This window comes from Microbacterium sp. SORGH_AS_0862 (genome assembly GCF_030818795.1).
Taxonomy (GTDB): domain Bacteria; phylum Actinomycetota; class Actinomycetes; order Actinomycetales; family Microbacteriaceae; genus Microbacterium.
The window spans coordinates 460,953-486,680 of record NZ_JAUTAY010000001.1 but is presented as its reverse complement, the minus strand read 5'-3'; the positions used below and the strand labels follow the sequence as shown (position 1 = coordinate 486,680).

21 protein-coding genes are annotated in these 25,728 nt (G+C 69.6%); 12 read left to right on the top strand and 9 right to left on the bottom strand.

The window, feature by feature from the left end; all coding sequences use genetic code 11:
- Positions 1-2: 2 nt before the first annotated feature.
- Both pflB and QE377_RS02335 read right to left on the bottom strand, forming a co-directional pair.
- Entirely contained in the window at positions 3-2,279 is a 2,277-nt protein-coding gene (gene pflB, locus QE377_RS02340) for a formate C-acetyltransferase (RefSeq protein ID WP_307319330.1), read from the bottom strand.
- Positions 2,280-2,524: 245 nt separating this feature from the next.
- Entirely contained in the window at positions 2,525-4,135 is a 1,611-nt protein-coding gene (locus QE377_RS02335; RefSeq protein WP_307319328.1) for a Mur ligase family protein, read from the bottom strand.
- Between the two features lie 90 nt (positions 4,136-4,225).
- On the opposite strand from QE377_RS02335, the gene QE377_RS02330 reads away from it, so the two are divergent.
- A complete protein-coding gene (locus QE377_RS02330; RefSeq protein ID WP_307319325.1) occupies positions 4,226-5,533 on the top strand; it encodes an RIP metalloprotease in 1,308 nt (435 codons plus the stop codon).
- Positions 5,534-5,536: 3 nt separating this feature from the next.
- Here the strand turns inward: QE377_RS02330 and QE377_RS02325 are convergent, their stop codons facing one another.
- On the bottom strand, positions 5,537-7,432 hold the full coding sequence (locus QE377_RS02325; RefSeq protein ID WP_307319323.1) for a chorismate-binding protein: 1,896 nt from the start codon (positions 7,430-7,432) through the stop codon (positions 5,537-5,539).
- A 242-nt stretch (positions 7,433-7,674) separates the two neighbouring features.
- On the opposite strand from QE377_RS02325, the gene ispG reads away from it, so the two are divergent.
- A complete protein-coding gene (gene ispG / locus QE377_RS02320) occupies positions 7,675-8,805 on the top strand; it encodes a flavodoxin-dependent (E)-4-hydroxy-3-methylbut-2-enyl-diphosphate synthase (RefSeq protein WP_234075467.1) in 1,131 nt (376 codons plus the stop codon).
- A gap of 177 nt (positions 8,806-8,982) precedes the next feature.
- Here the strand turns inward: ispG and QE377_RS02315 are convergent, their stop codons facing one another.
- Positions 8,983-10,002 (bottom strand): 1-aminocyclopropane-1-carboxylate deaminase, encoded by a 1,020-nt coding sequence (locus tag QE377_RS02315; RefSeq protein ID WP_307319321.1) that lies wholly within the window; start codon positions 10,000-10,002, stop codon positions 8,983-8,985.
- Entirely contained in the window at positions 9,999-10,688 is a 690-nt protein-coding gene (locus tag QE377_RS02310; RefSeq protein ID WP_307319319.1) for a GntR family transcriptional regulator, read from the bottom strand. The genes QE377_RS02315 and QE377_RS02310 overlap by 4 nt, the downstream gene beginning before the upstream one ends.
- A 198-nt stretch (positions 10,689-10,886) precedes the next feature.
- Here QE377_RS02310 and QE377_RS02305 point away from each other — a divergent pair, with 198 nt between their 5' ends.
- The 5 genes from QE377_RS02305 (at position 10,887) to QE377_RS02285 (ending at position 16,106) form a co-directional block, all read left to right on the top strand.
- Entirely contained in the window at positions 10,887-11,423 is a 537-nt protein-coding gene (locus tag QE377_RS02305) for an RNA polymerase sigma factor (RefSeq protein ID WP_307319316.1), read from the top strand.
- Positions 11,414-12,574 (top strand): hypothetical protein, encoded by a 1,161-nt coding sequence (locus QE377_RS02300; protein WP_307319314.1) that lies wholly within the window; start codon positions 11,414-11,416, stop codon positions 12,572-12,574. Before QE377_RS02305 ends, QE377_RS02300 begins: the two co-directional genes overlap by 10 nt.
- A 5-nt stretch (positions 12,575-12,579) precedes the next feature.
- Positions 12,580-13,143: an RNA polymerase sigma factor gene (locus tag QE377_RS02295; protein WP_307319311.1), complete on the top strand. Its 564-nt coding sequence runs from the start codon at positions 12,580-12,582 to the stop codon at positions 13,141-13,143.
- An 886-nt stretch (positions 13,144-14,029) separates the two neighbouring features.
- The gene (locus QE377_RS02290; RefSeq protein ID WP_307319310.1) at positions 14,030-14,287 is read left to right on the top strand and encodes a hypothetical protein; all 258 of its coding nucleotides are present in this window, start codon (positions 14,030-14,032) and stop codon (positions 14,285-14,287) included.
- Positions 14,288-14,348: 61 nt separating this feature from the next.
- Complete coding sequence (locus tag QE377_RS02285; protein WP_307319308.1) at positions 14,349-16,106, top strand: proline--tRNA ligase; 1,758 nt, start codon at positions 14,349-14,351, stop codon at positions 16,104-16,106.
- A gap of 3 nt (positions 16,107-16,109) precedes the next feature.
- Here the strand turns inward: QE377_RS02285 and QE377_RS02280 are convergent, their stop codons facing one another.
- Together QE377_RS02280 and QE377_RS02275 are read right to left on the bottom strand one after the other, a co-directional pair.
- Positions 16,110-16,721 carry an acetate uptake transporter family protein gene (locus QE377_RS02280; RefSeq protein ID WP_307319304.1) on the bottom strand — a complete coding sequence of 204 codons (612 nt, stop codon included), beginning with the start codon at positions 16,719-16,721 and terminating at the stop codon, positions 16,110-16,112.
- 83 nt (positions 16,722-16,804) lie between these two features.
- Positions 16,805-17,599 (bottom strand): DUF1206 domain-containing protein, encoded by a 795-nt coding sequence (locus QE377_RS02275; RefSeq protein ID WP_307319302.1) that lies wholly within the window; start codon positions 17,597-17,599, stop codon positions 16,805-16,807.
- A gap of 86 nt (positions 17,600-17,685) precedes the next feature.
- On the opposite strand from QE377_RS02275, the gene QE377_RS02270 reads away from it, so the two are divergent.
- The 5 genes from QE377_RS02270 to rbfA all read left to right on the top strand — a co-directional run bounded on the left by QE377_RS02270 (position 17,686) and on the right by rbfA (position 24,281).
- The gene (locus QE377_RS02270; RefSeq protein WP_307319300.1) at positions 17,686-19,521 is read left to right on the top strand and encodes a lipase family protein; all 1,836 of its coding nucleotides are present in this window, start codon (positions 17,686-17,688) and stop codon (positions 19,519-19,521) included.
- Between the two features lie 72 nt (positions 19,522-19,593).
- Positions 19,594-20,580, top strand: a complete 987-nt coding sequence (nusA, locus tag QE377_RS02265; RefSeq protein WP_307319299.1) for a transcription termination factor NusA — start codon at positions 19,594-19,596, stop codon at positions 20,578-20,580.
- A gap of 107 nt (positions 20,581-20,687) precedes the next feature.
- The gene (locus tag QE377_RS02260; RefSeq protein WP_234073280.1) at positions 20,688-20,888 is read left to right on the top strand and encodes a YlxR family protein; all 201 of its coding nucleotides are present in this window, start codon (positions 20,688-20,690) and stop codon (positions 20,886-20,888) included.
- Positions 20,889-20,947: 59 nt separating this feature from the next.
- The gene (infB, locus tag QE377_RS02255) at positions 20,948-23,716 is read left to right on the top strand and encodes a translation initiation factor IF-2 (protein WP_307319297.1); all 2,769 of its coding nucleotides are present in this window, start codon (positions 20,948-20,950) and stop codon (positions 23,714-23,716) included.
- 136 nt (positions 23,717-23,852) lie between these two features.
- Positions 23,853-24,281: a 30S ribosome-binding factor RbfA gene (gene rbfA, locus QE377_RS02250; protein ID WP_243227146.1), complete on the top strand. Its 429-nt coding sequence runs from the start codon at positions 23,853-23,855 to the stop codon at positions 24,279-24,281.
- 4 nt (positions 24,282-24,285) lie between these two features.
- Here rbfA and QE377_RS02245 read toward each other — a convergent pair whose 3' ends face one another.
- Positions 24,286-24,783, bottom strand: coding sequence for a flavodoxin/nitric oxide synthase (locus tag QE377_RS02245; protein WP_307319296.1), 498 nt, complete (start codon positions 24,781-24,783; stop codon positions 24,286-24,288).
- 70 nt (positions 24,784-24,853) lie between these two features.
- On the bottom strand, positions 24,854-25,720 hold the full coding sequence (locus QE377_RS02240; RefSeq protein WP_307319294.1) for an A/G-specific adenine glycosylase: 867 nt from the start codon (positions 25,718-25,720) through the stop codon (positions 24,854-24,856).
- Positions 25,721-25,728 lie beyond the last annotated feature (8 nt).

Here is a 25,728-nt window from a genome sequence, read left to right as displayed (position 1 = left end):
TCTCACATCCCCCCGTGGAACGTGCGGGACAGCACGTCGAGCTGCTGCTCGCGCGTCAGTCGCACGAAGTTCACGGCGTAGCCGGACACCCGGATCGTCAGCTGCGGGTACGCCTCGGGGTTCTCCATGGCGTCGAGCAGCGTCTCGCGGTTCAGCACGTTGACGTTCATGTGGTACCCGTTGGAGCTGAAGTACGCGTCCAGCAGGCCCGCCAGGTTGCGCGAACGCTCATCGGCTGTGCGGCCGAGGCCGGCCGGCACGATCGTGTTGGTGAGCGAGATCCCGTCCTGTGCCTCCGTGTACGGCACCTTCGCGACCGAGAGGGCCGAGGCCAGCATCCCGTGCGTGTCGCGTCCGTTCATCGGGTTGGCGCCCGGTGCGAACGGCTCGCCGGCCCGGCGTCCGTCGGGGGTGTTCCCCGTGGCCTTGCCGTAGACGACGTTCGAGGTGATCGTCAGCACGGACTGCGTCGGCAGCGCGTTGCGGTACATCGGGTGACGGCGAAGCTTCGCCATGAACCGTTCGACGAGCTCGACGGCGATCGCGTCCGCCCGGTCGTCGTCGTTGCCGTAGGCGGGGAAGACGCCCTCGGTGCGGTAGTCGACGACGATGCCGCGCTCGTCGCGGATCGGAGTGACGGTGGCGTACTTGATGGCGGAGAGGGAGTCCGCGGCGACCGAGAGCCCGGCGATGCCGAAGGCCATCGTGCGCAGCACGTCCTTGTCGTGAAGCGCCATCTCGAGACGCTCGTACGCGTACTTGTCGTGCGACCAGTGGATGCAGTTCAGTGCCTCCACGTAGGTCGCGGCGAGCCAGTCCATCATCCTGTCGAAGCGTGCGTCCACATCGGCGTAGTCGAGGGGGCCGTCGCCGACGGGCGTCTCCTCGGGAGCGATCTGCTCGCCCGTGACCTCGTCGCGTCCGCCGTTGATGGCGTACAGGAGCGTCTTGGCGAGGTTCACGCGGGCGCCGAAGAACTGCATCTGCTTGCCCACCCGCATCGGGGACACGCAGCACGCGATGGCCGCGTCGTCGCCCCACTGGGCGCGGATGAGGTCATCCGACTCGTACTGGACGGCCGAGGTGTCGATCGAGACCTGCGCGCAGAAGTTCTTGAAGCCCTCCGGCAGCTGCTCGCTCCAGAACACGGTCATGTTCGGCTCGGGTGCGGGACCCAGGTTGTAGAGCGTCTGCAGGTAGCGGAACGAGGTGCGCGTCACCAGCGGACGACCGTCCTCGCCGACGCCGCCGATCGTCTCGGTCACCCAGGTCGGGTCGCCGGAGAACAGCTGGTCGTACTCGGGAGTGCGAAGGAACCGCACGATCCGCAGCTTGATGACGAAGTCGTCGACGATCTCCTGTGCTTCGCTCTCGGTGAGCAGCCCCCGCTCGAGGTCGCGCTGGACGAACACGTCGAGGAACGTCGAGGTGCGACCGAGCGACATCGCCGCGCCGTTCTGCTCCTTTACCGAACCGAGGTAGGCGAAGTAGAGCCACTGGACGGCCTCGCGGGCGGTCGTGGCGGGCCCGGAGATGTCATAGCCGTAGGAGGCTGCCATCTGCTTCAACTCGCCCAGGGCGCGGATCTGTTCGGCGTGCTCTTCGCGGGCGCGCACGACGTCCTCCGTGAACGGTGTCGTGTCCAGGCCGAGCTTGTCGATCTTCTTCGCGGCGATGAGCGCGTCGACACCGTAGAGCGCCACGCGGCGGTAGTCGCCGATGATACGGCCGCGGCCGTAGGCGTCGGGCAGGCCCGTGATGATGTGCGACCGGCGAGCGGCGCGCACCGAGGGGGAGTACACGTCGAAGACGCCCTCGTTGTGGGTCTTGCGGTACTGCGTGTAGATCGCCTTGAGGGTCTCGTCGACCTCGTAGCCGTAGGTCTTGAGGGCGCCCTCGACCATCCGCCATCCGCCGTTCGGCATGATGGCGCGCTTGAGAGGCGCATCGGTCTGCAGCCCGACGATCAGCTCGTCGTCCTTCGCGATGTAGCCGGGCTGGTGGGCGGTGATCGCGGCGGGCGTGTAGGGGTCGATGTCGTAGACGCCACGCTCGCGCTCCTCGGGGAACATGGCGGCCAGCGTGTTCCACACCCGCGTCGTCCGCTCGGTGGGACCGGCGAGGAAGGAGCCGTCGCCGGTGTACGGGGTGTAATTGCGCTGGATGAAGTCGCGCACGTCCACGCCGTCCTGCCACGGGCCGGCCGTGAAGCCGTCCCAGGCCTGCGGTTGGGCGTCCTGTGCGTCGCGGGATACTCCTGCGGGGGTGACGATGCTCATGATGTCGCTTCCTTGTCCTCGTGGGGCCGGTCGCGTCGGGGTGGTGCTCGTCGTCGGGCGCCCGCCCGGCGGGCCTGTTGTCACGCTAGACCCGGGCTGCGGCGGTGTTCGGAGCGTGCACGCCGTGAATAATCAGAGAGGTCAGACCACTGACTTCCTTGTGTGGGAACAACAAGGTTTCGGGCGCGCCAGGGACCAAGGTCCCGCGCTCGGCAGGAGTCGCCGCGGAGCGGACGGATGCGGGTTCAGTCCCCGTAGGGAACGGGCCAGCGCGGCTCGGGAACCGGCCACCCGGCGTCCCGCAGCGCACGGCGGGCGAGCTCGCGGGCGGAGTACGGCGTGCGCTGCCCGCGGATGTCGCGGTAATCCTGGTGACCGGGTCCGGCCCAGAGGATCGCGTCACCCTCGCCGACCAGAGCGACGGCCTCGACGATGGCGCGCTCGGGCGGTGAGAACTCGTGGATCTCGGCATCCGGACGCGCGCGGCGAGCCCCCTCGATGAGGGTCGCCCGGATCGAGGTCGGTTCCTCGAAGCGCGGATGATGGTCGGTGATGACGAGGATGTCGCTGCCCTCGACGCCGGTGCGCCCCATGTCGTGGCGCTTCGTGGTGTCGCGGTCACCGTCGGCGCCGAACAGCATCAGCACGCGGCCGGGGGTGACGCGACGGACGGCGGCGAGGGTCTTCTCGAAGGCGTCGGGCGAATGCCCGAAGTCCACGTAGACGGCGGGGCCGGCATCACCCGAAACCCGCTCGGTGCGACCCGGCAGGTAGGCGTCGATGCGTGAGCCGTCCAACGTGTCCACGAGACGCTGCCACGGATAGCCGCCCTCGTGCATCATGACGATCGCGAGTGCCGCGTTGGCCGCCATGTGGCGACCGATGACGGGCACCACCGTCTCGAGGCGCTCGCCGGCAGGGCCGTGCAGCGCGAACCGCGTGCCTTCCTGGCGCTCGTCGATGATCTCGACGCGCCACTGAGCTGTCTCGGCGAGCTCGGCGTCCGCGGCGATGTCGGGCGTCGCGATGGTCGTGAAGGGGATCTCGCACCGTGCCACGACCTCGGACGCCGCGGCCGAGTCGAGCGAGATGACGGCGCGACGGGCGCGGTCGGGGCGGAACAGCGGGAGCTTCGCCTCGAGGTACTCCTGCATGTCGGCGTAGTCGTCGAGGTGGTCGTGGGTGAGGTTCGTGAAGGCTGCGACGTCGAAGACGATCCCGTCCACGCGGTGGCGGCTGAGCGCCTGCGCGCTCACCTCGACCGCGACCGCCTCGACGCCCCGCTCGCGCATGAGCGCGAGGAGCGCGTGGAACTCCGACGCCTCGGGTGTCGTCAGGCGCGAGACGATCACCTGGCCCGCGATGTGGCGCTCGGCGGTGGAGGACAGTCCGGTGACGACACCGAGCTGCGACAGCATGCCTTCGAGGAGGTGGGAGACGCTCGTCTTGCCGTTGGTGCCCGTGGTGGCGAACAGGAGCGGGAGGTCGTCGTCGACGCCCGTGCCGTAGACCCACGCGGACAGCTCGCCCATCCGCGCCCGCGGGTTGTCGAGGACGAGCACAGGGACGGCGGGTGTGCCGATGAGATCGGCGCCCGCCGCATCCGTGATGATCGCGACCGCGCCGCGTTCGATCGCCTGGGCCGCGAACTCCGCGCCGTGGCGGTTCACGCCACGGAGGGCGACGAACGCCTCGCCCGGGCGGAGGTCGGCGGTTGCGAGCGTGATCCCGTGCAGCGAGACGCCCCGCGCATCGCCGCGGACCTCTGCTCCGAAGCGGTTCGCGAGGTCGCCCAGGGCCCGCGTCGGAGGGTTCTCTGGGCGCAGGACCGGGGGGAGATTCGCGGGCGATGACATGGCCCTCCATTCAATCAGACACGATCCGCACTCGTGGCTCGTCGGGGCCGTGCACGGCTCGTTCAAAGCCGTCGCCGCTACGGTGGTGCGGTGACGATCCTCGCCTTCGTGATCGGTGTCGTGGTGCTCATCGTCGGCCTCGCCGTCTCGATCGCCCTCCACGAAATCGGTCATCTCGTACCCGCCAAGGCATTCGGTGTGCGCGTCGGTCAGTACATGATCGGCTTCGGCCCGACGCTGTTCTCGCGCCGCCGCGGCGAGACGGAGTACGGCGTCAAGCTGCTGCCGCTGGGCGGCTACATCTCCATGGCCGGTATGTATCCGCCCGCGCCCGCCGTGGACGAGGATGCGACGGACGCCGGGGCGGCTCCCGGTCGCGCGGCTCGGAGACGGGTCTCGTCCCGCTTCTTCCGCACGCTCGTGCAGGATGCGCGCGAGGCCAACGCAGAGACGCTGATCGGCGCCGAGGAGCGCACCTTCCACCGGCTCCCCGTCTACAAGCGGGTCATCATCATGCTGGGCGGGCCCTTCATGAACCTGCTGCTGGCGATCGTGCTCTTCACGATCCTCTTCAGCGGATTCGGCGTACAGACGGCGACGACGACCGTGTCCTCGCTCAGCGAGTGCGTGCCGGCGTCCTCCACGTCCCAGGAGTGCGCATCCTCAACGGCGCCGGCCGCCCAGGCCGGCCTCGAACCGGGAGACACCATCGTCTCGATCGACGGTCAGACGGTGGCCGACTTCGCCGAAGCGACCGCGCTCATCCAGGCTTCGCCGGGCCGGGCGATGAACTTCGTCATCGACCGGGACGGCACGCAGCGCACCGTGACGATCACGCCCGCAGCCGTCCCCAAGACGGACGACCCGAACTCGGAGATCGGCTTCATCGGTGTGCGACCCACCGGCGCGTTGGTCGCACAGCCGCTGTGGGCGGGACCCCAGGCGGCGATCGAGAACGTGGGCGCGGTCGCCGGCATAATCGTCAAGCTGCCGGTGATGGTGGCCGAGACGGCATCGACGCTCGTCACGGGCGCGGAGCGCGATCCGAACGGCCCGCTGAGCGTCGTGGGTGCGGGGGTGATCGCCGGGGAGATGGCGTCGTCATCCTCTCCGATCGTCAATCGCGTCGCGGGGATCGTCGGGCTGCTGGGTTCGCTCAACATCGCGCTGTTCGTCTTCAACCTCGTGCCCTTGCTGCCGCTCGATGGCGGTCACGTCGTCGTCGCCCTCTGGGACGGCATCAAGAGGTGGTGGGCGCGCATCGCGCGCCGCCCCGCACCCCGACCCGTGGACGCGACCAAGCTCGTCCCGCTGACGTTCGTCGTCGTGGCGGCGCTCGCGGTCATGGGCGGCGTGCTGATCCTCGCCGATCTGATCAACCCGCTGTCGCTGATCTGAGACTCAGGCGACCGGCGCTCCCAGCGCGGCGGAGATGAGGCGCTCCAGGGTCCGCATCCCGTCACGGGACAGGATGGACTCGAGGTGTCCCTGCACCGAGGCGAAACCCGCGCCGCGGAGCGCATAGACGTCGCCGGACACGAGGTCGGCCGACACCTCGACCTCGCCGACGACCGAGGTGCCCGGCGTGACGCGTGCGGTGAAGGTGTTGTAGAAGCCGATGGATGCGGGCTCCCCGAAGACGTCCACCTCGAGCTGCAGACCCTGGTGCGGCCGCGCCAGCGGTGCGAGCGCGATGCCGAGGCGATCCGCGAGGATCTGGTGGCTCAGGCACACGGCGAGCAGTGGCCGCCCGGCATCCACGCGGGCGCCGACGATCTCGCGCATCCGACGGATGCGGTCACTGTCGTCGTCTCGGGGGTCGCCGGGGCCGGGGCCCGCGATCACGAGGTCGGCCGCATCGAGCGCGGCGGTCTCCGCGACGCTCCAGTCGACGATCGTCGTCTCGAGCCCGAGGTGTCGCAGCTGGTGCGCGAGCATCGTCGTGAAGCGGTCTTCCGCGTCCACGACGACCGCCGTGCGACCCGCGAACGGGCCGTCGGAGGAGCCGCTCTGCGGATTCAACCAGAACGCCGCGAGGCGGGCGTTGCGCGACGCGAGGAGTGCGGAGATCCCCGGGTCGTCCGCGAGCGGGCGAGCGGCGGCGGGTGCGTCGGGGTCTGCGACCCGCGTGCGGGGGACGGCGCCGATCGCGCCCAGCACGCCCGCGGCCTTTCCATGGGTTTCGCCGACCTCGCCGTCCGGGTCCGAGTGGCGTACGAGGGTGGCGCCCACCGGTACCCGCAGGCGACCGTCGACGAGGTAGGCGGTGCGGATGAGAATCGGTGCGTCGAGGTCGTGGCCGGTGCCCGCCGCATCCGTCGTCGGGGTGAACAGTGCCGCGACACCGGAGTAGTAGCCGCGCGGCTCGGTCTCGTGCCGCGCGATCACGGTGCAGGCGTTCTGCATCGGCGAGCCGGTCACCGTCGGCGCGAACATCGTCTCGCGCAGGATCGTCCGAGGGTCCAGTCGCGACGAGCCGCGCAGCATGTACTCGGTGTGGGTGAGCCGCGACATCTCCTTGAGGTGCGGACCCGTGATGCGTCCGCCGTCCGAGCAGACGGCGCTCATCATCTTGAGCTCCTCGTCGACGACCATGAAGAGCTCTTCGGTCTCCTTGGTGGACTCGAGGAACTCGGCCAGCGTTTCGACCGTCGCTCCGGTGTCGGGATGCCGGAAGGTGCCGGAGATGGGGTTCATCGTGACGATGCCGCCCTGGGCGCTCACGTGGGCCTCGGGGCTCGCGCCGACCGCGACGTGACCGTCGGTGACCACCGCGAACGTCCAGTACGCGCCGCGCTCGTGCTCGAGCAGTGCCCGGAACCAGGTGAGCGCGGTGACGCGCGGATCGGCCGCCACCGACGCGGTGAAGTCCCGCCGGATGACGAAGTTGGCGCCCTCGCCGCGACCGATCTCATCGGCGATGACGGTGCGGACGATGTCCGCGTACGTCTCGTCCGACATGTCGAAGCCCGCGTCCTCCAGGGGGATCGGGGCCGTGGGAAGGGCCGCGAGCACCTCGTCGCGAGGGAGCGAGCGGTGGTCGGTGACGACGAGACAGCGCAACGGCGCGCCGTCGTCGTGGCAGACGAATCCGCGCTCGCGCACCTGCCGGTACGGCACCAGCGCCAGCACCTCGCGGGGAGTGCCGTCGGCGTCGTGCAGCGGAATGTCGGCGAGCAGCTCGACATCCACGACGTCGCCGGTGAGCACCTCGACGGTGTGCGCATCGCGCGCGATGAGCGCGAACGGCGCAGTGGATGCGGTCAGGTCGCTGAGCAGGGAGGCGGCGTTGTCCATCTTGGTCGTTCCTTCGTCCAGAAAGCGGCCGCCTCATGAAGAAGGACCGCCCGGGGGCGGTCCGTGTCGCACACGCACACCGCCTACGCGGTGTGCCACCAGGTGCGGTTCGTGTGCATGGCGAGAAAGTACCACATCCGCCCATGGCCCCTCGGCGATGGCGGGCCGACGCGGGCGCAAGCCTCGGTCCCCACACAGCAGCGGGCGCGTAGGCTGATCGGGTGCCAGCCGTGAACCTCGGGATGCCGCGCGTCCCGGAAATCCTCGCCCCGCGCCGCAAGAGCCGCCAGATCCGCGTCGGCAAGGTGCTCGTCGGTGGGGATGCGCCCATCAGCGTGCAGTCGATGACGACGACCAAGACCACCGACATCAACGCGACGCTGCAGCAGATCGCTGAGTTGACCGCATCCGGGTGTGAGATCGTGCGTGTGGCCGTTCCCAGCCAGGATGACGCCGATGTGCTGCACATCATCGCCAAGAAGAGCCAGATCCCCGTCATCGCAGACATCCACTTCCAGCCGAAGTACGTGTTTCAGGCGATCGATGCCGGCTGCGCCGCGGTCCGGGTGAACCCGGGCAACATCCGCCAGTTCGACGACAAGGTGGGCGAGATCGCCAAGGCCGCATCGGCCGCGGGCGTGTCTCTGCGCATCGGCGTCAACGCGGGCTCGCTCGATAAGCGTCTGCTGGAGAAGTACGGCAAGGCGACTCCCGAGGCGCTCATGGAGAGCGCGGTCTGGGAGGCGTCGCTGTTCGAGGAGCACGACTTCCACGACTTCAAGATCTCGGTCAAGCACAACGACCCGGTGGTGATGGTGAAGGCGTACCGTCTGCTCGCCGAGCGGGGCGACTGGCCCCTGCACCTGGGCGTCACCGAGGCGGGTCCTGCCTTCCAGGGGACGATCAAGTCGGCGACAGCGTTCGGCATCCTGCTCTCCGAGGGCATCGGCGACACCATCCGGGTTTCGCTCTCCGCGCCGCCGGCCGAGGAGGTCAAGGTCGGCCACCAGATCCTGCAGTCGCTGAACCTCCGCGAGCGCAAGCTCGAGATCGTGTCGTGCCCGTCGTGCGGGCGCGCCCAGGTCGACGTCTACACCCTCGCCGACGACGTCACCGAGGGGCTGAAGGACATGACGGTGCCGTTGCGCGTCGCCGTCATGGGCTGCGTCGTCAACGGACCCGGCGAGGCGCGCGACGCCGACCTCGGTGTCGCGAGCGGCAACGGCAAGGGACAGATCTTCGTCAAGGGCGAGGTCGTGAAGACCGTGCCCGAGAGCGAGATCGTCGCGACGCTGATCGCGGAGGCCAACCGCATCGCCGCCGAGATGGGCCCCGACGCGCCGCTCGGCACCGCCCAGGTCGTCACCGCCTGATCCGCCCTCATCCGCTCGCCGCGTTCTGCGGTGATCGCGGCGTTCGATTGCCCGAGTTGCGTCGCATGTGCGCAGATGCCACAGGTTTGCGCAGATGCGCCTGTCAATGACTGGCGCGGTTGCGCAACTGCGACGCAACTCGGGCAAGGATGGTGGTGCTCGCCGCGCCGCGCCGCGTCAGCTCCAGAGGGAGTGGTAGGCGTTGATCGCCGGCTGTCCGCCGAGGTGCGCGTAGAGCACCGTGGAGTCCTTGGGGATGTCGCCGGATCCGACGAGATCGATGAGACCCGCCAGCGACTTGCCCTCGTAGACGGGGTCGGTGATCATCGCCTCGAGCTGAGCGCCGAGGGCGATCGCCTCCATGGTCGAGTCGACGGGGATGCCGTACAGCTCACCCGCCCAGCCTTCGAGCACCTGGATCTCGTCGTCGCGTAGGTCGCGCCCGAGTTCGATGAGTTCGGCCGTCGCACGTGCGATGCGCCCGACCTGGTCGCGCGTCTTGGTGAGCGTCGCGGATGCGTCGATGCCGAGCACCCGGCGCTTGACACCCGCGAGGTCCTCGAGCGCCGCGAAGCCCGCGATCATCCCTGCGTGCGTGGAGCCGGTCACCGTGCACACGACGATCGTGTCGAAGAACACGCCGAGCTGCTTCTCCTGCTCTGCGACCTCGAACGCCCAGTTGGCGAAGCCGAGACCGCCCAACGGGTGCTCCGATGCGCCCGCGGGGATCGGATACGGCGTGCCGCCGGCATCCTCCACCTCCGCGAGAGCCTGCCGCCACGAATCGCGGATGCCGATGTCGAAACCGGCGTCGTCCAGCCGCGAGTCGGCCCCCATCATGCGTGAGAGCAGGATGTTGCCGACCTTGTCATTGGTGGGGTCGTCCCAGGGGACCCACTTCTCCTGCACCAGGCGCGCCTTCAGACCGAGGTGCGCGGCGACCGCGGCGACCGCTCGGGTGTGATTCGACTGGTAGCCGCCGATCGACACGAGGGTGTCCGCTCCCGATGCGAGCACGTCCGGGACGATGTACTCGAGCTTGCGCACCTTGTTGCCGCCGAAGGCGAGTCCGCTCGACACGTCTTCGCGTTTCGCCCATACCTGGGCACCGCCGAGGTGCTGGCTCAGGCGCTTCAGGTGCTGCAGCGGGCTGGGCCCGAAAGTGAGCGGATGGCGGGGGAACTGGTCGAGCTTCATGCGGAGGGCTCCTCGGGTGTGGCGGTGTCGGGGTTCGGGAACGGCTGGTCGATGGTGAGGCTCTGCCAGGTCTGCTCCGCGAGGGCGGCGGCGCCCGCGACGTCGCCGGCAGCGCACAGCTCGATGAGTCGCGCGTGGCGTGCAGTCGAGGCGTGTCCCTCGGTCGAGCCGAAACGGAGGCGCTCTGCGCGTTGGAGGACGGGCTCGTACTGCCCGAGAACGGTCCGCACCGCGGCATTTCCGGATGCGGCGATCGCGACGTCGTGGAACGCATGATCGGCGGCGAGGGCCGCCTCGACGTCACCGACGGACTGCGCGGCGGCGAAAGCGGCGTTCGCCTCCCGCATCCTCTCGATGTCGTCCGCGGTCAGGCGCGGAATAGCGGTCTCGATCGCCAGTCGGTGCATGGCGGCGACGACCGCCTGCGCGTCGCGGACGCTCTGCGGGTCGATAGGCGCGACGACGGTGGAGCGACCCGGGAGCGCGCGAACGAGCCCGGATCGACCGAGCTCGAGCAGCGCTTCTCGCACAGGGGTCCGGCTCACTCCGAGCCAGGCGGCGATCTCCGTGTCGCGCAGCTGCTCGTCGGGCGCGAGGGTGCCGTCGACGATCGCATCGCGCAGACGCACGTAGACCTCGTCGCGCAACAAGGACCGAGGTGGAAGAGTCTGCGGGGGGATCGGCATGCAATATATTGCGCACGGTAGACGCCGTTAGGTCAAATCGGCGCGCCGTCCCGCGACACCTGCACGACCAGTGGTGCAGATGTGAACACGAGGGGCCCGTGGGGCATGCATGAGTGGCTTCGTCGTGCAGACGTCAGGGGATGCGGATGAATCTGTTCGGTTCGGGAACCGAACGCGTGATGCCGGACACTTCAGAGTGTGAGAGATGCTGAAGCCGCGTTGTGGCAACGGGTGCGTGGCGGCGATGAATCGGCGTTGGGGGATGTGTTCGATCTGCATCAGGAACGTGTGTTCCGGCATGCGTTCCGGTTGCTCCGCGATCATGCGGATGCGAAGGATGCGGTGGCGGTGGGCTTCTTCGAGCTGTGGCGCAGACGCGCCGCCGTGCGGGTCGTGGACGGATCGGTGCTGCCCTGGCTGCTGGTGGCGGTGGCGAATGCGGCGCGGAACCTCGAACGTTCGACGCGCCGATACCGCCCGTTGCTGGCGCCCGTGCCGGCGAGCCACGGCGACGCCGAGCCGTCAGGTTCGAATGCCGGCGCGGTCCTGGAGGCTCTGGGGAAGCTGCCGGCGAGCGAGAGGGCTGTCGTGGTTCTGGCGGTACTCGAGGGGTTCTCGGAGCGCGATGTCGCTTACGCGCTCGACGTGCCGCCGGGAACGGTGAGGTCGAGGTTGGCGCGGGCGAGAGCAAGGCTGCGCGACGAGATGGTCGAGATGGAGGCGTCATGGGAGTGAACGACGACCGGCTCTCCGCCGGCGAACAGAACGAGCTGCGCGCGTTGGTGACTGCGGGAGCGGGCCGGATGCGTGCCGCGAAGCGGCGTCGGATGCAGGCGATCACCGGCGGTGCCGCGGTGCTGCTGGTCGCAGCGGTGGTGGGCGCGGTCGCACTGACGGCGCTCGGCAGCCCGGACCGCGTTGCGGCACCGGTCGAGACCACCGTGACGACAAACACCCCCACGCCTCAACCCACTGAACAGACCGAGGATCCGGCTGCGGTCGTGCGAGGTGTCGCACCCTTCGGCGGAGAATGCGCGAATGCGCTCACCACAGGAGCGGTCGGCGACTTCTACGGCGTCCAGATGACGCTGATGGCGGATGCCTGGTCAGACGGCTCCGTCGCCTTGCAAGGGGGATTGAGCTGCACGTGGAGCAATGACCCCGGATACGGCGAGCAGAAGCTCACCTTGTGGGCATACCCCCTGAGTGTCGTCGAGCCCTTCCTCGCCGGGCTCGAGGAAGCGCCGGGCTGCGGTGCGGCGGCCTCCTACTGCGCTCGGAGCGAAGCCCGCGACGGGCTGTGGGTTTACGTCCGCGCGTCGGCGGTGGGGAGCTCGCCGGACCCGACTGACGTGATGAACGCGGCTTTCGAGAACGCGGCGCAGTGGCCGGGTGCTGCACCCGCCGCCCCCACGGCTCAGTGGTGGCCGCCGGTCACCTGTGATGACCTCACCGCGTCAGTCGATATCGCGGGTGCTCTCGGGATGCCGGTGAGTGTGGCTGAGGTGTCGCCGCCTCAGGGACAGTCTCCGACGGAGATCTCACCCGGCCAGATCCCGGGCAAGCGTGGAGCTGCGGGTGGTTGTGCCTTCGTCGCGAGTCCTATCCACGACGTGTCTGTGAAGACGGTCTCCGGCGGGGCGGCCTACGCGACGTGGTTTGCTGCCGTCGACGGTGCATCGCCGTTCACCGTGCGCGGCGGCTACGCGGCGTGGACGCTGCCCGACTACGACCCATGGGAAGGACACAACAGGTACGTCGTCGTGTCCGACGGAGTCAATCTCGTTCGCGTCGGTACGAGCCTCGTCGACGGCTCGCCGAGCGACGATGCGCTGGGGGAGCTGGGTGTGCGGGTCATCGAGGCGCTGAACGGAACGGTGGGTTGAGAGAGATGGGTGAGGCCGACGTGACGGATGCGGCGCAGGGCCGAGAGAGTGCTGCCTGGCAACGGGTGCGTGCCGGCGATGAGTCGGCGTTGGGGGATGTGTTCGATCTGCACCAGGGGCGGGTGTTCCGGCACGCGTTCCGACTGTTGGGGGATCACGAGGACGCGAAGGACGCGGTGGCGGTGGCGTTCTTCGAGTTGTGGCGCAGGCGGGGCTCGGTCCACGTGGTGGACGGGTCCGTGTTGCCGTGGCTGCTGGTGGCCGTGGCGAATGCGGCGCGGAATCTGGAGCGGTCGGCGCGGCGCTATCGGGCGTTGCTGGCGAAGACTCCCGCGGAGCGCCATGTCGATGCGCCGTCGGCGTCGGATGAGAGCGGGGTGCTCGCCGCGCTGAGGAAGCTGCCGGAGCGCGAGCGCGCCGTGGTGGTGCTGGCGGTGCTGGAGGGGTTCTCCGAGCGGGAGGTCGCCGAGGCGCTCGGCATCGCACCGGGGACGGTCAAGTCGAGGTTGTCGCGGGCGAAGGCGAAGCTGCGCGACGAGATGGTCGAGGTGGAGGCGTCATGGGCGTGAACGATGACCGGCTCTCCGCCGGCGAACAGAACGAACTCCGCGCTCTGGTGACGGCGGGTGCGGGGCGGATGCGTGCCGCGAGGCGGCGTCGGATGCAGGCCATCACGGGTGGGGCGGCCGTGCTGTTGGTCGCGGCGGTCGTCGGAGCGGTCGCGCTGACCGCGATGGGGAGTCCCGACCGGGTCGCCACCCCCATCGAAACCACTACGAGCCCATCGCCCACGCCGGACCCAACGGCCACAACCGACGCGCCGGCCGCTGCGGTCGCGGCGTTTGACGGATCGTGCGCCAACGTGGTGGCCAGCAGTTGGCTGACCGAGCGCGTCGGTAGGCAGATGGAGGAGTTGCCTCTCGCTTGGCCGGTCCCGCAGATCGAGTTCTCCGGTGCGCTCAGCTGCTGGTGGCACGCGCCGGGGGCGTACGCGGTTCCTCGAGTCGAGATCGATGTCTCGCCTGCCGACGCGATCGACGGCTCGCCGCTGGCGACGAACGAGCTCTCCTGCACCGAACGTGACGCCATGTGTGGGCGGTATCGATCGCGGCGAACGGCGCCTGGATACAGATTCGCGCATACGGTGAAAACTCGAACGAATGGGTGGCGCAACTCGCGGAGGACGTCGCCGAGCGCGCATTCCAGTTCGCCCCGCCTCAGCGGGCCGGACGGGACGGGCCCGACGCCGGCTGGTGGGCCCTGCGTGACTGCGACTGGGTCGAGACCATTGCCGTCCCGGACGGGGTGACAACGCCGCCCGAGCCTAGCGGGGCCGACTCCGAACTCGTCGGCCTCTACGCCGAGGTCAGGCGCGGGCGAGCAGGGTTCTCCACGGATTGCACGTGGCACGTTCTGGTGGGGTCGGAGCTAGGCAGCGTCGCGGGTGATGTGGGCGTGAGCATCGTTCCCGGGGGTGCTCAGTTCTTCGATCGAATCGCTGCGAGCGACGGCGCGCAGCTCATCTCCGTCGACGGCGCAGATCGGGCAGCCACCGTTCGTGGGCTCGAACGTCTGGAAGGCTATGACACACGCCTGGTCGTCGCCTCGGGGGAGAACCTGCTCATGATCTCCGGCGACAACGGCGTTCCGCCGGAATCCCTGGCGTACCTCGTGGAGCCATACCTCACGGCCCTCAACGCGACGCTCGGCTGAGCCCGGGCCGCCGTGGGTGATCGCGCTCACGGCGGCCCGCCGCATCCGTAGACTGGGAATCGTGGTCACACGTCTGTCAACGTTCTTTCTCCGCACGCTCCGCGAGGACCCCTCCGACGCCGAGGTCGCCAGCCACAAGCTGCTGATCCGCGCCGGTTACATCCGACCGCAGGCGGCCGGCATCTTCGCGTGGCTCCCGCTGGGGCTGCGCGTGAAGGCGAAGATCGAGACGGTCGTCCGTGAGGAGATGGCCGCCGCCGGTGCGCAGGAGGTGCACTTCCCGGCGCTCATGCCCCGCGGCGCCTACGAGGCCACGGGTCGCTGGGACGAGTACGGCGACCTGCTGTTCCGGCTTCAGGACCGGAAGGGCGGCGACTACCTGCTCGCTCCGACGCACGAAGAGGCCTTCACATTGCTCGTGAAGGACCTCTATTCGTCCTACAAGGATCTTCCCCTGACGATCTACCAGATCCAGGACAAATACCGCGATGAGGCCCGCCCGCGCGCGGGTCTGCTGCGCGGCCGCGAGTTCACGATGAAGGACGCCTATTCGTTCGATGCGACGGATGCGGGACTCGACGCCTCCTACCAGGCGCAGCGCGACGCCTACGAGCGCATCTTCCAGCGGCTCGGTCTCGAGTACGTCATCGTGCAGGCGGATGCGGGGGCCATGGGCGGATCGCGCTCCGAGGAGTTCCTGCACCCGACTCCCGTCGGCGAGGACACGTTCGTGCGCTCGGCGGGAGGGTACGCGGCCAACGTCGAGGCGTACACGACGGCGGTGCCCGAGGCGCGTCCGATCGACGGTCTGCCGGAGCCGGTCGTCTTCGACTCGCCGAACACCCCGACGATCGCCGCTCTCGTCGACCACATGAACGCGGTGCTCGAGGGGGAGTACACCGCTGCCGACACGCTCAAGAACGTCGTGCTCGCGCTCACGCACCTCGACGGTTCGCGCGAGCTCGTGGTCATCGGACTCCCCGGCGACCGCGAGGTCGACGACAAGCGCGTGGAGGTCGCCTTCGCGCCGGCCGAGGTCGCGCCCGCCACCGAGGCGGACTTCGCCGCCCACCCGCTGCTGGTCAAGGGCTACATCGGCCCCTGGTCGCCGGAGGGTGCCGTGCTCGGCGAAGAGTCCGCCACCGGCATCCGCTACCTGCTCGACCCCCGGGTCGTCGACGGCACGAGCTGGGTGACCGGCGCCAACATCGACCAGAAGCACGTGCACTCGCTCGTCGCGGGCCGCGACTTCTTCGCCGACGGCACCGTCGACGTCGCGAATGTGCGCGAGGGCGACCCCGCACCCGACGGCTCGGGCCCTGTCACGCTCGCGCGCGGCATGGAGATCGGGCACGTGTTCCAGCTCGGCCGCAAGTACGCCGAGGCGTTGGGTCTCAAGGTGCTCGACGAGAACGGCAAGCTCGTCACCGTCACGATGGGCTCCTACGGCATCGGCGTGACCCGCATCCTCGCGATCATCGCCGAGCTGAACAACGACGAGAAGGGCCTCATCTGGCCTGCTTCCGTCGCGCCGTTCGACGTACATGTCGTGGCCGCGGGTCGTGATGCCGTGGCATTCGAGCTCGCAGAGCAGATCAGCGCAGAGCTCGAGTCCCGAGGATTCGACGTGCTGTACGACGACCGGGCCAAGGTGTCGCCCGGTGTGAAGTTCGGCGACGCCGAGCTGGTCGGCGTCCCGCGCGTGGTCGTCGTCGGCCGTGATGCTGCCGAGGGACTCGTCGAGGTGTGGGACCGTCGCACGGGCTCGCGCGAGAAGGTCGCTCTCGACGCGGCGTACCGGCTGCTGCAGGAGAGCTGAGTCTCAGCTCTCGGATGCGGGCTCGCCCCGCAGCCACGGGCGTCCGAGGGGCAGCACCCGGCGGTGCATCGTGCGCCACAGGAACTTCTCGACGAGCATGTAGAGCGCCAGTGCGGATGCGGCCAGCAACAGCACCGATCCGACCGACCCCAGAGCCGGCTCTCCGGTGAAGGCTCCGGCGGACTGCAGGCCGAGCCCGCCGGCGACGCAGACCAGGGTGATGGGGAGGACCCTGTTGTGCAGCGCTCCCGGCACCGCGAAGAGGAGCGCCAGCACCGCGAAGATCAGCGAGAAGAGTCCGCGCGCCTGCGCGGTCACCTCGAAGAAGCCGAGCTCCTCGCCCAGGAGGAAGCCGGGCACGACGATCCAGTACCAGCCGAAGGCGTTGTAGACGATGAAGTGGAAGTCGTCGCCGATGAAGTAGGAGAGCATTCCGGCCGTCACCTGCACGACGCCGCCGAACGCGGCCCCGATCCAGAACACAGGGTTCTCATCCTGCAGTCCGAGATGCGCGAGCTGCGCGGTCAGCGTCGCGATGACGAAACCGAGCAGCCCGATGAGTCCGGGATCTGCGGGCTGGAACGGGTAGCCGCGGAAGGCGGGGGAGGACGACATCTCGCTCCTTGGTCGACGGGTATCGTGCCAGCTTGCCGTCCCCGCGCGGACATCGGCAACACCGCGGTCCGACCGGGGGCGCCTCAGAGGCGCGCGTACCGTGCGCGGAACAAGCAGAACAGCCCGTAGGCGATCAGCCCGCCGCCCACCGCGATCGCGATCAGCGGGCCGGCGGGCAGTTCGAGCAGAGACCGCACCGCGCCGTCCAGGCCGCCCGCCTCCTGCGGATCGACGCGGATCGCAGCCACTCCCAGCAGGATGCCCACCGTCGCGAGCGAGATGCCCTTCGCCACATAGCCGACCACGCCGAGCGTCACCACCAAGGTCCCCATGGCCCCGGCCGGCACCGACAGCTTCTTCCGGAAGCTCCGCCTGCCGCCGATGACGCCGAAGACGATGCCCGCCACGAGGACTCCGGCCCCCACCGCGCCGAGGATGAACGGGCCGCCCGGGATCGAAAGGACTCCGCTGCTCGTCTCCTTGACGCTCTCGTCTCCATCCGATCGGCCGCCGACGGCCACGACGATCGCGATGACGCCGAGTGCGGCGAATGCCACGGCCTGACCTGCCTCGGACAGGCGTCGAGACCACGGGCTTTTCTCGCCGGTACCGGCGAGCGCGGCCACCGCGTGCCAGAGTGCGAGAGCGAACAGTGCGAGGGCCACCGCCCAGAGCGCGACGAGCCCCGCGGGCGAGGCCGCCAGTGCCCGGAACGCCCCCGACTGGTCGGCGTCGCCGTCTCCGCCGAACGCGACGCCGAGCACGATGCCGCCCAGCAAGACGTGGACGAGGCCGGTCGCCGCGTAGCCCGTCTTCGCGAGCGCACGCAGACGCGGGTCGCTCTCGAGACGCCGGGCGGTCTTCTTCGGGGTGCTCATCGACGCAGAATACGATCTCCCGCCGCAACAGCCGAGGGGTTGCGGAGCGTGCCCGCCCCCGGGTGCCTCGCGCCTACAATGTCCCGGTGCCCGAACACGTTCCGCTGCGCCGCCGACTGCGGGTCAGCGCTCTGCCGGGTCTGCTGGATGCGGCTCCCGCACGTGTCGTGCTGCTCATCGGGGTCGTCGTGGTCGTGCTCGGCCTGCTCATCGTCATCCGCCCGCTCGCCTCGCTCGTGCTGCTCGGACTGTACGTCGGGCTGAGCGTCATCGTCTCCGGCGTGCTCGAACTGGTGTCCCGCCGCGCGGGCCCCAGATGGTGGACACGTCTGATCGCGCTGTTGTGGATCACGGGCGGGATCGTCATCCTCGTCTGGCTCGGCCGCAGCATCGAGTTGCTGCCGCCGACTCTCGCGGTGCTGCTCGTCGTCGGCGGTCTGGCGTCCATCGGTGACGCGCTCGCCCGGGGCGTGGTCAGCGTTCGCGTGCTCTCGGCCGTCTGGGGCGGCGCACAGGTCGCGTTCGGCGTCCTCTCGCTGACCTGGCCCGACGTCACGCTGCTCGTCGTCGCGGTCGTCTTCGGTGTGCGAACGATCGTCTTCGGCATCGGACTCATCGCCCGCGGAGTCCGCACCCGGAAGGGCCGCACGCAGGCCGATGATCGGGTGCGGCCGGCTCCTTCACGCCGACGCCGGATCCTCCGTGCGGCCGGCCGCTACGCGTTGTCGTTCGTACTGGTGGCAACCACGGTGGGCGGGTTCGGTCTGAACGACTGGCTCCGTGAGGGTGCGCCCGTCGTGGACGCCTTCTACGATCCTCCTGCGCACGTGCCCGAGGGCCACGGACAGCTGATCCGGGTGGGCGAGTACGGCGGCCGTGAGCCCAGTCGCGGCGAGGTGCAGCGCATCCTCTACACGACGCGCTCGTCGACGGGAGCACCCGCAATCGGCAGCGGAATGGTGATCATCCCCGATGACCCGCCGCCCGGCCCGCGTCCGGTGCTGCTGTGGAACCACGGCACGACGGGCGTGGCGCGCGGCTGCGCCCCGAGCCTCGCCGACGGCACGGCGACGAAGTGGGCGATCCCCGCCCTCGAGCGCATGCTGGCCCGCGGCTGGGTCGTCGTCGCACCCGACTACAGCGGTCAGGGCGCGCCCGGTGAGTTCCCCTACCTGATCGGTAAAGGCGAAGCGCGTTCGGCTCTGGATGCGGTGCTGGCGGCAGGCGAGATCGAGGATCTCGTCCTGTCGCCCGAGACGGTCGTGTGGGGGCATTCGCAGGGTGGTCATGCGGCGCTGTGGACGACCATGCTCGCGCCGGAATACACGCCGGGTGTGGACGTGCTCGGGACGGCCGCGTTCGCTCCCGCCGCCGACCCCGTCGCTCTCGCAAGCGAGCTGACAGGCGGCGACGCCGGCGCGATGCTGACAGTGCTCGTGTCCTGGGTCATCGTGCCGTACGCCGACACGTACTCGGACGTCCGGCTCGAGGACTACGTGACGACGGGGGCGCGTTCCTTCATCCGAGAGATGACGCAGCGGTGCCTGAGCGAGCCGGGTGTGATGGTCTCGGCGCTGACCGCGCTGGGGCTGAGCGAGGACACCCCGTTCGACACCGCCGAGCTCACACGCGGCGCGCTCGGACGCCGTCTGGCGGAGAACGTCCCGACCGGGCCCTGGGGTACGCCCCTGTTCATCGCGTGGGGCACGAACGACGAAGTCCTGCCGACGAAGACGCAACGCGAGCTGGTGTCGAGGCTGTGCGACGCGGGGGAGCGCGTACGGGCCGTCCCGGTGGCGGGGCGTGGGCATCAGGACATCCTGCAGCCGCGTTCCGGAATGCTGACCTCGCTGGTGCGCTGGACGAACTCGCTGCGCGCCGATGTGGTGCCGGAGAGCGTCTTCGACGACTGCGGCGGATGAGGTCGGATCGGGTAACGTAGGGGGGATGCGGCGGCGTCGCCCGCCGCGAAGAGCTGAATATAGGAGGTCACCGTGGATATCGATCTCGGACTGCTGCGTACCGTCGAGCGCGAGAGGGAGATCCCCTTCGACGAACTCGTCGCCATCATCGAGCAGGCGATCCTGACCGCCTACGCGAAGCACACCTCGCCGACCGGCGAGCTGCCCGAGGGTGCTCGCTCTCACCTCGACCGCAAGACCGGCCACGTCGGGGTGTTCGTCCCCGTGCGCGACGAAGAGGGCGCCGTCGTCGGCGAAGAGGAGAGCACGCCGGAGGACTTCGGCCGCATCGCCGCGTTCGCCGCGAAGCAGGTCATCAATCAGCGCCTGCGCGACATCGCCGACGATGCCGTGCTGGGAGAGTTCCGCGGCAAGGAGGGCGACATCGTCGCCGGCGTCATCCAGCAGGGCCCGAACCCTCGCATGGTCCACGTCGACCTCGGCGCCGTCGAGGCGATCCTGCCGCCCGAGGAGCAGGTGCCGGGCGAGGAGTACCGTCACGGTTCCCGCATCCGCGTCTACGTGACCTCCGTCGCCAAGGGCACGAAGGGGCCGGCGATCACCGTCTCGCGCACGCACCCGGGCCTCGTGCGCAAGCTCTTCGCACTCGAGGTGCCCGAGATCGCCGCCGGGGTGGTCGAGATCGTGGCGCTCGCGCGCGAGGCGGGACACCGCACCAAGATGGCCGTGCGCACCGACGATCCGTCGATCAACGCGAAGGGCGCCTGCATCGGCGAGCTCGGCCGTCGTGTGCGCGCCGTCACAGAGGAGCTGAACGGCGAGAAGATCGACATCGTCGACTACCACGCCGATCTCGCGACCTTCGTGGCCAACGCGCTCTCGCCGGCCAAGGTGACGTCCGCATTCATCCTGGATCAGAGCACCAAGGCCGTCCGCGCGCTCGTTCCGGACTACCAGCTCTCGCTGGCGATCGGCAAAGAGGGACAGAACGCCCGGCTCGCCGCGAAGCTCACCGGCGCGAAGATCGACATCCAGCCCGACAGCATCCTGGAGAGCTGACGCGTCCCTGACCCCCTCGGTCGACAGGTGTAAGATGGAACCCGTACGAACGTGCGTCGGATGTCGCACGCGTGCTCCCCGGAAAGACCTTCCTGCGGGTGGTCTGCGTGGATTCCGCGCTCGTCATCGACGAGCGCGGGGCACTGCCGGGCAGAGGCGCGTGGGTCCACGAGACGCCCGAATGCATGGATGCCGCCCTGAGGCGCCGTGCGTTCGTGCGGGCATTGCGTGTGTCAGGCCCGCTTGACACGCAGACCATCGAGAAACGGCTGAACGGCTATGGACACAAAGTGAACGGCTCGAAATGAGACCCGTCCGCGACTAACGGTCTGCCCTGTCCTGGGTAGGCCCCCAAGACAGGAGAATTGTGGCAAAACCACGCGTGCACGAGATCGCTTCCGAGCTCGGCGTCGACAGCAAGGTCGCGCTTGCGAAGCTGAAGGAGCTCGGCGAGTTCGTCAAGAGCCCCTCATCCACCATCGAGCCCCCGGTGGCTCGTAAGCTCCGTGCTGCCCTCGAGGCAGACGGGGTCGCGGCGCCCGCCGCCGCACCCAAGCCCACGAGCGGTGCCCGTCCGGGCCCGGCTCGTCCCGCGGCACCGCGCCCGCAGGCTCCGGCACCCGCGGCTCCGGCTGCTCCGGCCGCCGAGAAGCCCGCCCCGGCACCGGCGGAGTCCGCGGCACCCGCCGCATCCGCACCGGCTGCTCCGGCGGCTCCCGCCGCACCCGCTTCGGGTGCGACGCCCGCTGCAGCGACCCCGGGCGCCCCCAAGCCCGGCGCTGCTCCCAAGCCCGGCGGTGCAACCCCGCCGCGTCCGGGCGGTGCGCCGCGCCCCGGCAACAACCCGTTCGCGAGCGCGCAGGGCATGGGACAGCGCCCCGCGGGCCCGCGCCCCGGCAACAATCCGTTCGCGAGCGCGCAGGGCATGGGCCAGCGCCCCTCGCCCGGCAACATCCCGCGTCCGCAGGCACCGCGCCCCGGCGCCCCCCGTCCCGGCGCGCCGCGTCCGGGCGGTGCCGGTCGTCCCGGCGGCGGCGGTCGTCCCGGCGCTCCGTTCCAGCAGCGTCCGGGCGGTCCCGGTCGTCCCGGCGGTGCCGGTGGCTTCCAGCGCCCCGGTGCTCCCGCGGGCGGCGGTTTCGCCGGTCGTCCCGGTGGCGGCGGTGGCCGCGGCCGTGGTCCCGGTGGCGGCACCGCAGGTGCCTTCGGCAAGGGCGGCGGCAAGTCGCGTCAGCGCAAGTCGCGTCGGGCGAAGCGGCAAGAATTCGAGATGCGGTCGGCGCCGGTCGTCGGCGGCGTCAACGTCCAGAAGGGCAACGGCGAGATCATCCGCCTCCGTCGCGGTGCCTCCATCGCCGACTTCGCGGACAAGCTCGAGGCGCTGCGCGGGTACACCGTGCAGCCCGGCACGCTCGTGACGATCCTGTTCAACCTGGGTGAGATGGCGACCGCGACCGAGTCGCTAGACGAGGCCACCTTCGAGGTGCTCGGCGAGGAGCTCGGCTACAAGATCCAGATGGTCTCGCCCGAGGACGAGGACAAGGAGCTCCTGGAGGGCTTCGGTCTCGACCTCGAGGCCGAGTTGGAGGCGGAGAGCGAGGACGACCTCGAGATCCGTCCTCCGGTGGTGACCGTCATGGGTCACGTCGATCACGGTAAGACGCGACTGCTCGACGCGATCCGCCAGACGAACGTCGTGGCGGGCGAGGCCGGCGGCATCACCCAGCACATCGGTGCGTACCAGGTCTGGACCGAGCACGAGGGCATCGAGCGCGCGATCACCTTCATCGACACCCCGGGTCACGAGGCGTTCACGGCCATGCGTGCCCGCGGTGCGCAGGTGACCGACATCGCGATCCTCGTGGTCGCCGCCGACGACGGCATCATGCCGCAGACGGTGGAGGCCCTCAACCACGCGCAGGCCGCTCAGGTGCCGATCGTCGTGGCCGTCAACAAGGTCGACAAGCCCGACGCCAACCCGGCCAAGGTGCGTCAGCAGCTCACCGAGTACGGGCTCGTCGCCGAGGAGTACGGCGGCGACGTCATGTTCGTCGACGTCTCGGCTCGCCAGGGGACCAACATCCAGGAGCTGTTGGACGCCGTCCTGCTGACCGCGGATGCCGGCCTCGACCTCACGGCGAACCCGAACAAGGCCGCGCGCGGTGTCGCGATCGAAGCGAAGCTCGACAAGGGCCGCGGCTCGGTGGCGACCGTTCTCATCCAGTCCGGAACGCTCCGTGTGGGCGATGCGATCGTCGCGGGCACGGCCTACGGCCGCGTGCGCGCCATGATCGACGAGAACGGCGACCCGGTGGAGGAGGCCTGGCCGTCCCGTCCGGTGCAGGTGCAGGGTCTGAACTCCGTCCCGCGCGCCGGCGATGTCTTCATCGTCACCGACGAAGACCGTCTGGCCCGTCAGATCGCCGAGAAGCGCGAGGCCGCCGAGCGCAACGCCCAGCTGGCCAAGGCCCGCAAGCGCATCTCGCTCGAGGACTTCACCCGCGCGCTCGAAGAGGGCAAGGTCGAGTCGCTCAACCTCATCATCAAGGGCGACGTGTCCGGTGCCGTCGAGGCGCTGGAGGAGTCGCTGCTCAAGATCGAGGTCGACGACTCCGTGCAGCTGCGGATCATCCACCGCGGTGTGGGTGCGATCACCGAGTCGGACATCAACCTGGCGACGATCGACAACGCGATCGTCATCGGCTTCAACGTCCGTCCCGACACGAAGGCCCGGGAGCGCGCCGCTCGCGAGGGTGTCGACGTCCGCTTCTACTCCGTCATCTACAACGCGATCGATGACGTCGAACAGTCCCTCAAGGGCCTGCTCAAGCCGGAGTACGAAGAGGTCCAGTCGGGTGTCGCGGAGATCCGCGAGGTGTTCCGTTCCTCGAAGTTCGGCAACATCGCCGGTGTCATCGTGCGCTCGGGAACCATCACCCGCAACGCGAAGGCCCGCGTCATCCGCGACGGCGTCGTCATCGCCGACGGTCTCGCGATCGAGTCGCTGCGCCGCTTCAAGGACGACGTCACCGAGGTGCGCACGGACTACGAAGCCGGTATCGGCCTCGGCAAGTACAACGACATCCAGATCGGCGACGAGATCGAGACGACCGAGATGGTGGAGAAGCCGCGCGGCTGATCCGTCGGTTGCTACGGACTCGGATGTCCGTCCTCGGCAAGAACGGGGCCCCTACCCCGATTGCCTCGGACGGATATCCGAGTCCTCCGCAGTCTCCGAGTCCACGCCGGTGGGTTGAGAGAGGGAGAAGAAGGACATGGCCAGTGAACGGCAGGCGAGGCTCGCCGACCGCATCCGCGTGCTCATCGCCGAGCGGCTCGAGAAGGGGCTGCGCGACCCGCGCCTCGGCTTCGTGACGATCACAGACGTGCGTGTGACGGGGGACCTGCAGCACGCGTCGGTGTTCTACACGGTGCTGGGCAGCGAGCAGGAGCGTCTCGACTCGGCTGCGGCTCTGACCGCTGCGACAGGCATGCTGCGCAGCGAGGTGGGCCGCAAGCTCGGCGTGCGGTTGACGCCCACGCTGGAATTCATCCCCGACGGCGTCCCCGAGAACGCCGGTCACATCGAGGACCTGCTGCGCGAGGCGCGCGAGCGCGACAGCGCCGTGGCAGGGCTGGCGGCATCGGCGCAGTACGCCGGTGACGCCGACCCCTACGTGTCCCGCGAGGACGACGAGGACTGATTTCTCACTGGGGCGCGGTCAACGCACGTCCCCACGCGAAGGCCCGTTCGAGCTCTCCCTGCTCGAGCGGGCCTTCGCGCGATGTCACCACGAAGTCGGCGGTCTCGGAGACCACGAGCGCATGATGCTTGGCCGCGCGCGCGATCGACTTCGCCGCCGAACCGACGAGGAACGAGCGACCTTGACGCGTGTCGAAGGCCGCGACTCGAGGCGGAGGGACCGCGACGGTGATCGTCGCGAGCCACTCGCGGATCCCCGGTACGTGCGAGATCGCGGCGCCATGGGAGCGCGCCTCCGCGCGGCTCGACGGGGTCGGCAGCGTGAACGCGTGGGTCGGTGCGCCGATGATGAGCAGCCCCAGCGACGCGGCGAGCGATGACGGCGCGTCCGCGACCGCGCACAGCGTGAGAGAGTCGGAGTGCTCCTGCGCACCGCGGGCGATCTCCTCCGCCACCTGGCGGGTGTTGCCCCAGAGTGATTCGTAGACGATCAGGGTCTCCACGTCCCGCACCGTACGCCCGCGCGATGCGGAGCGCCCGCTCGCCGGGCCGGGATTAACAGGGTGGACCCTGTCAGCGCGGGAGGCGGAGCTCGCCGTCGACGGCCTCGGCGAGCCCGTCCGCAATCAGCGAATCGATGGCACGATCGCGCTGCAGGGCGTCGGGCCAGTCCGCCACCACCTTCTCGACGGCTACCGAGTGATCGGAGGCCTCGCGCAGCTGCTTGAGCACCGCGCCGCGCGCCTGACGGTCGCTGCCCTCATATCGCGCCTGTCGACGGCGGGTGTCGCCCGTGTCGGGGTAGCCCGCCGCGCGCCACGCGCACATCGTGCGGAGCGGACACTCGGTGCACCGCGGGCTGCGTGCCGTGCACACGAGTGCGCCGAGTTCCATGGCGGCAGCGTTCACCACCGCCGACGTGGCCGCATCCGCGGGGAGCAGCGCGTCCATCGCCGCCAGGTCGCGCCGCGAGGGCTGGCCCGGCTGGGCCTGGCCGTCGATCGCACGAGCGAGGACGCGTCGCGTGTTGGTGTCGACGACGGGGTGGTGATCGCCGTATGCGAAGACGGCGACCGCGCGCGCCGTGTAGTCGCCGATGCCGGTGAGAGCGAGGAGCTGGTCGACCTCGCGGGGCACGACGCCGTCATGCCGATCCCGGATCTCGACGGCCGCACGGTGCAGCCACAGCGCTCGGCGGGGGTACCCCAGATTCGCCCACTGCCGGACGGCGTCGGCTGGCGCCGCCTTGGCGAGTGCCGCGGGCGTCGGCCACAGGGCGAGCCAGGCATTCAGGTGGGGGATCACTCGGTTCACGGGGGTCTGCTGCAGCATGAACTCGCTGACGAGCACGCCCCACGCGCCGAATCCGGGCGCGCGCCAGGGAAGATCGCGCGCGTTGTCGCGATACCAGGCGACGAGCGCTGGGGCGAGATCCGGCATCCCTCCAG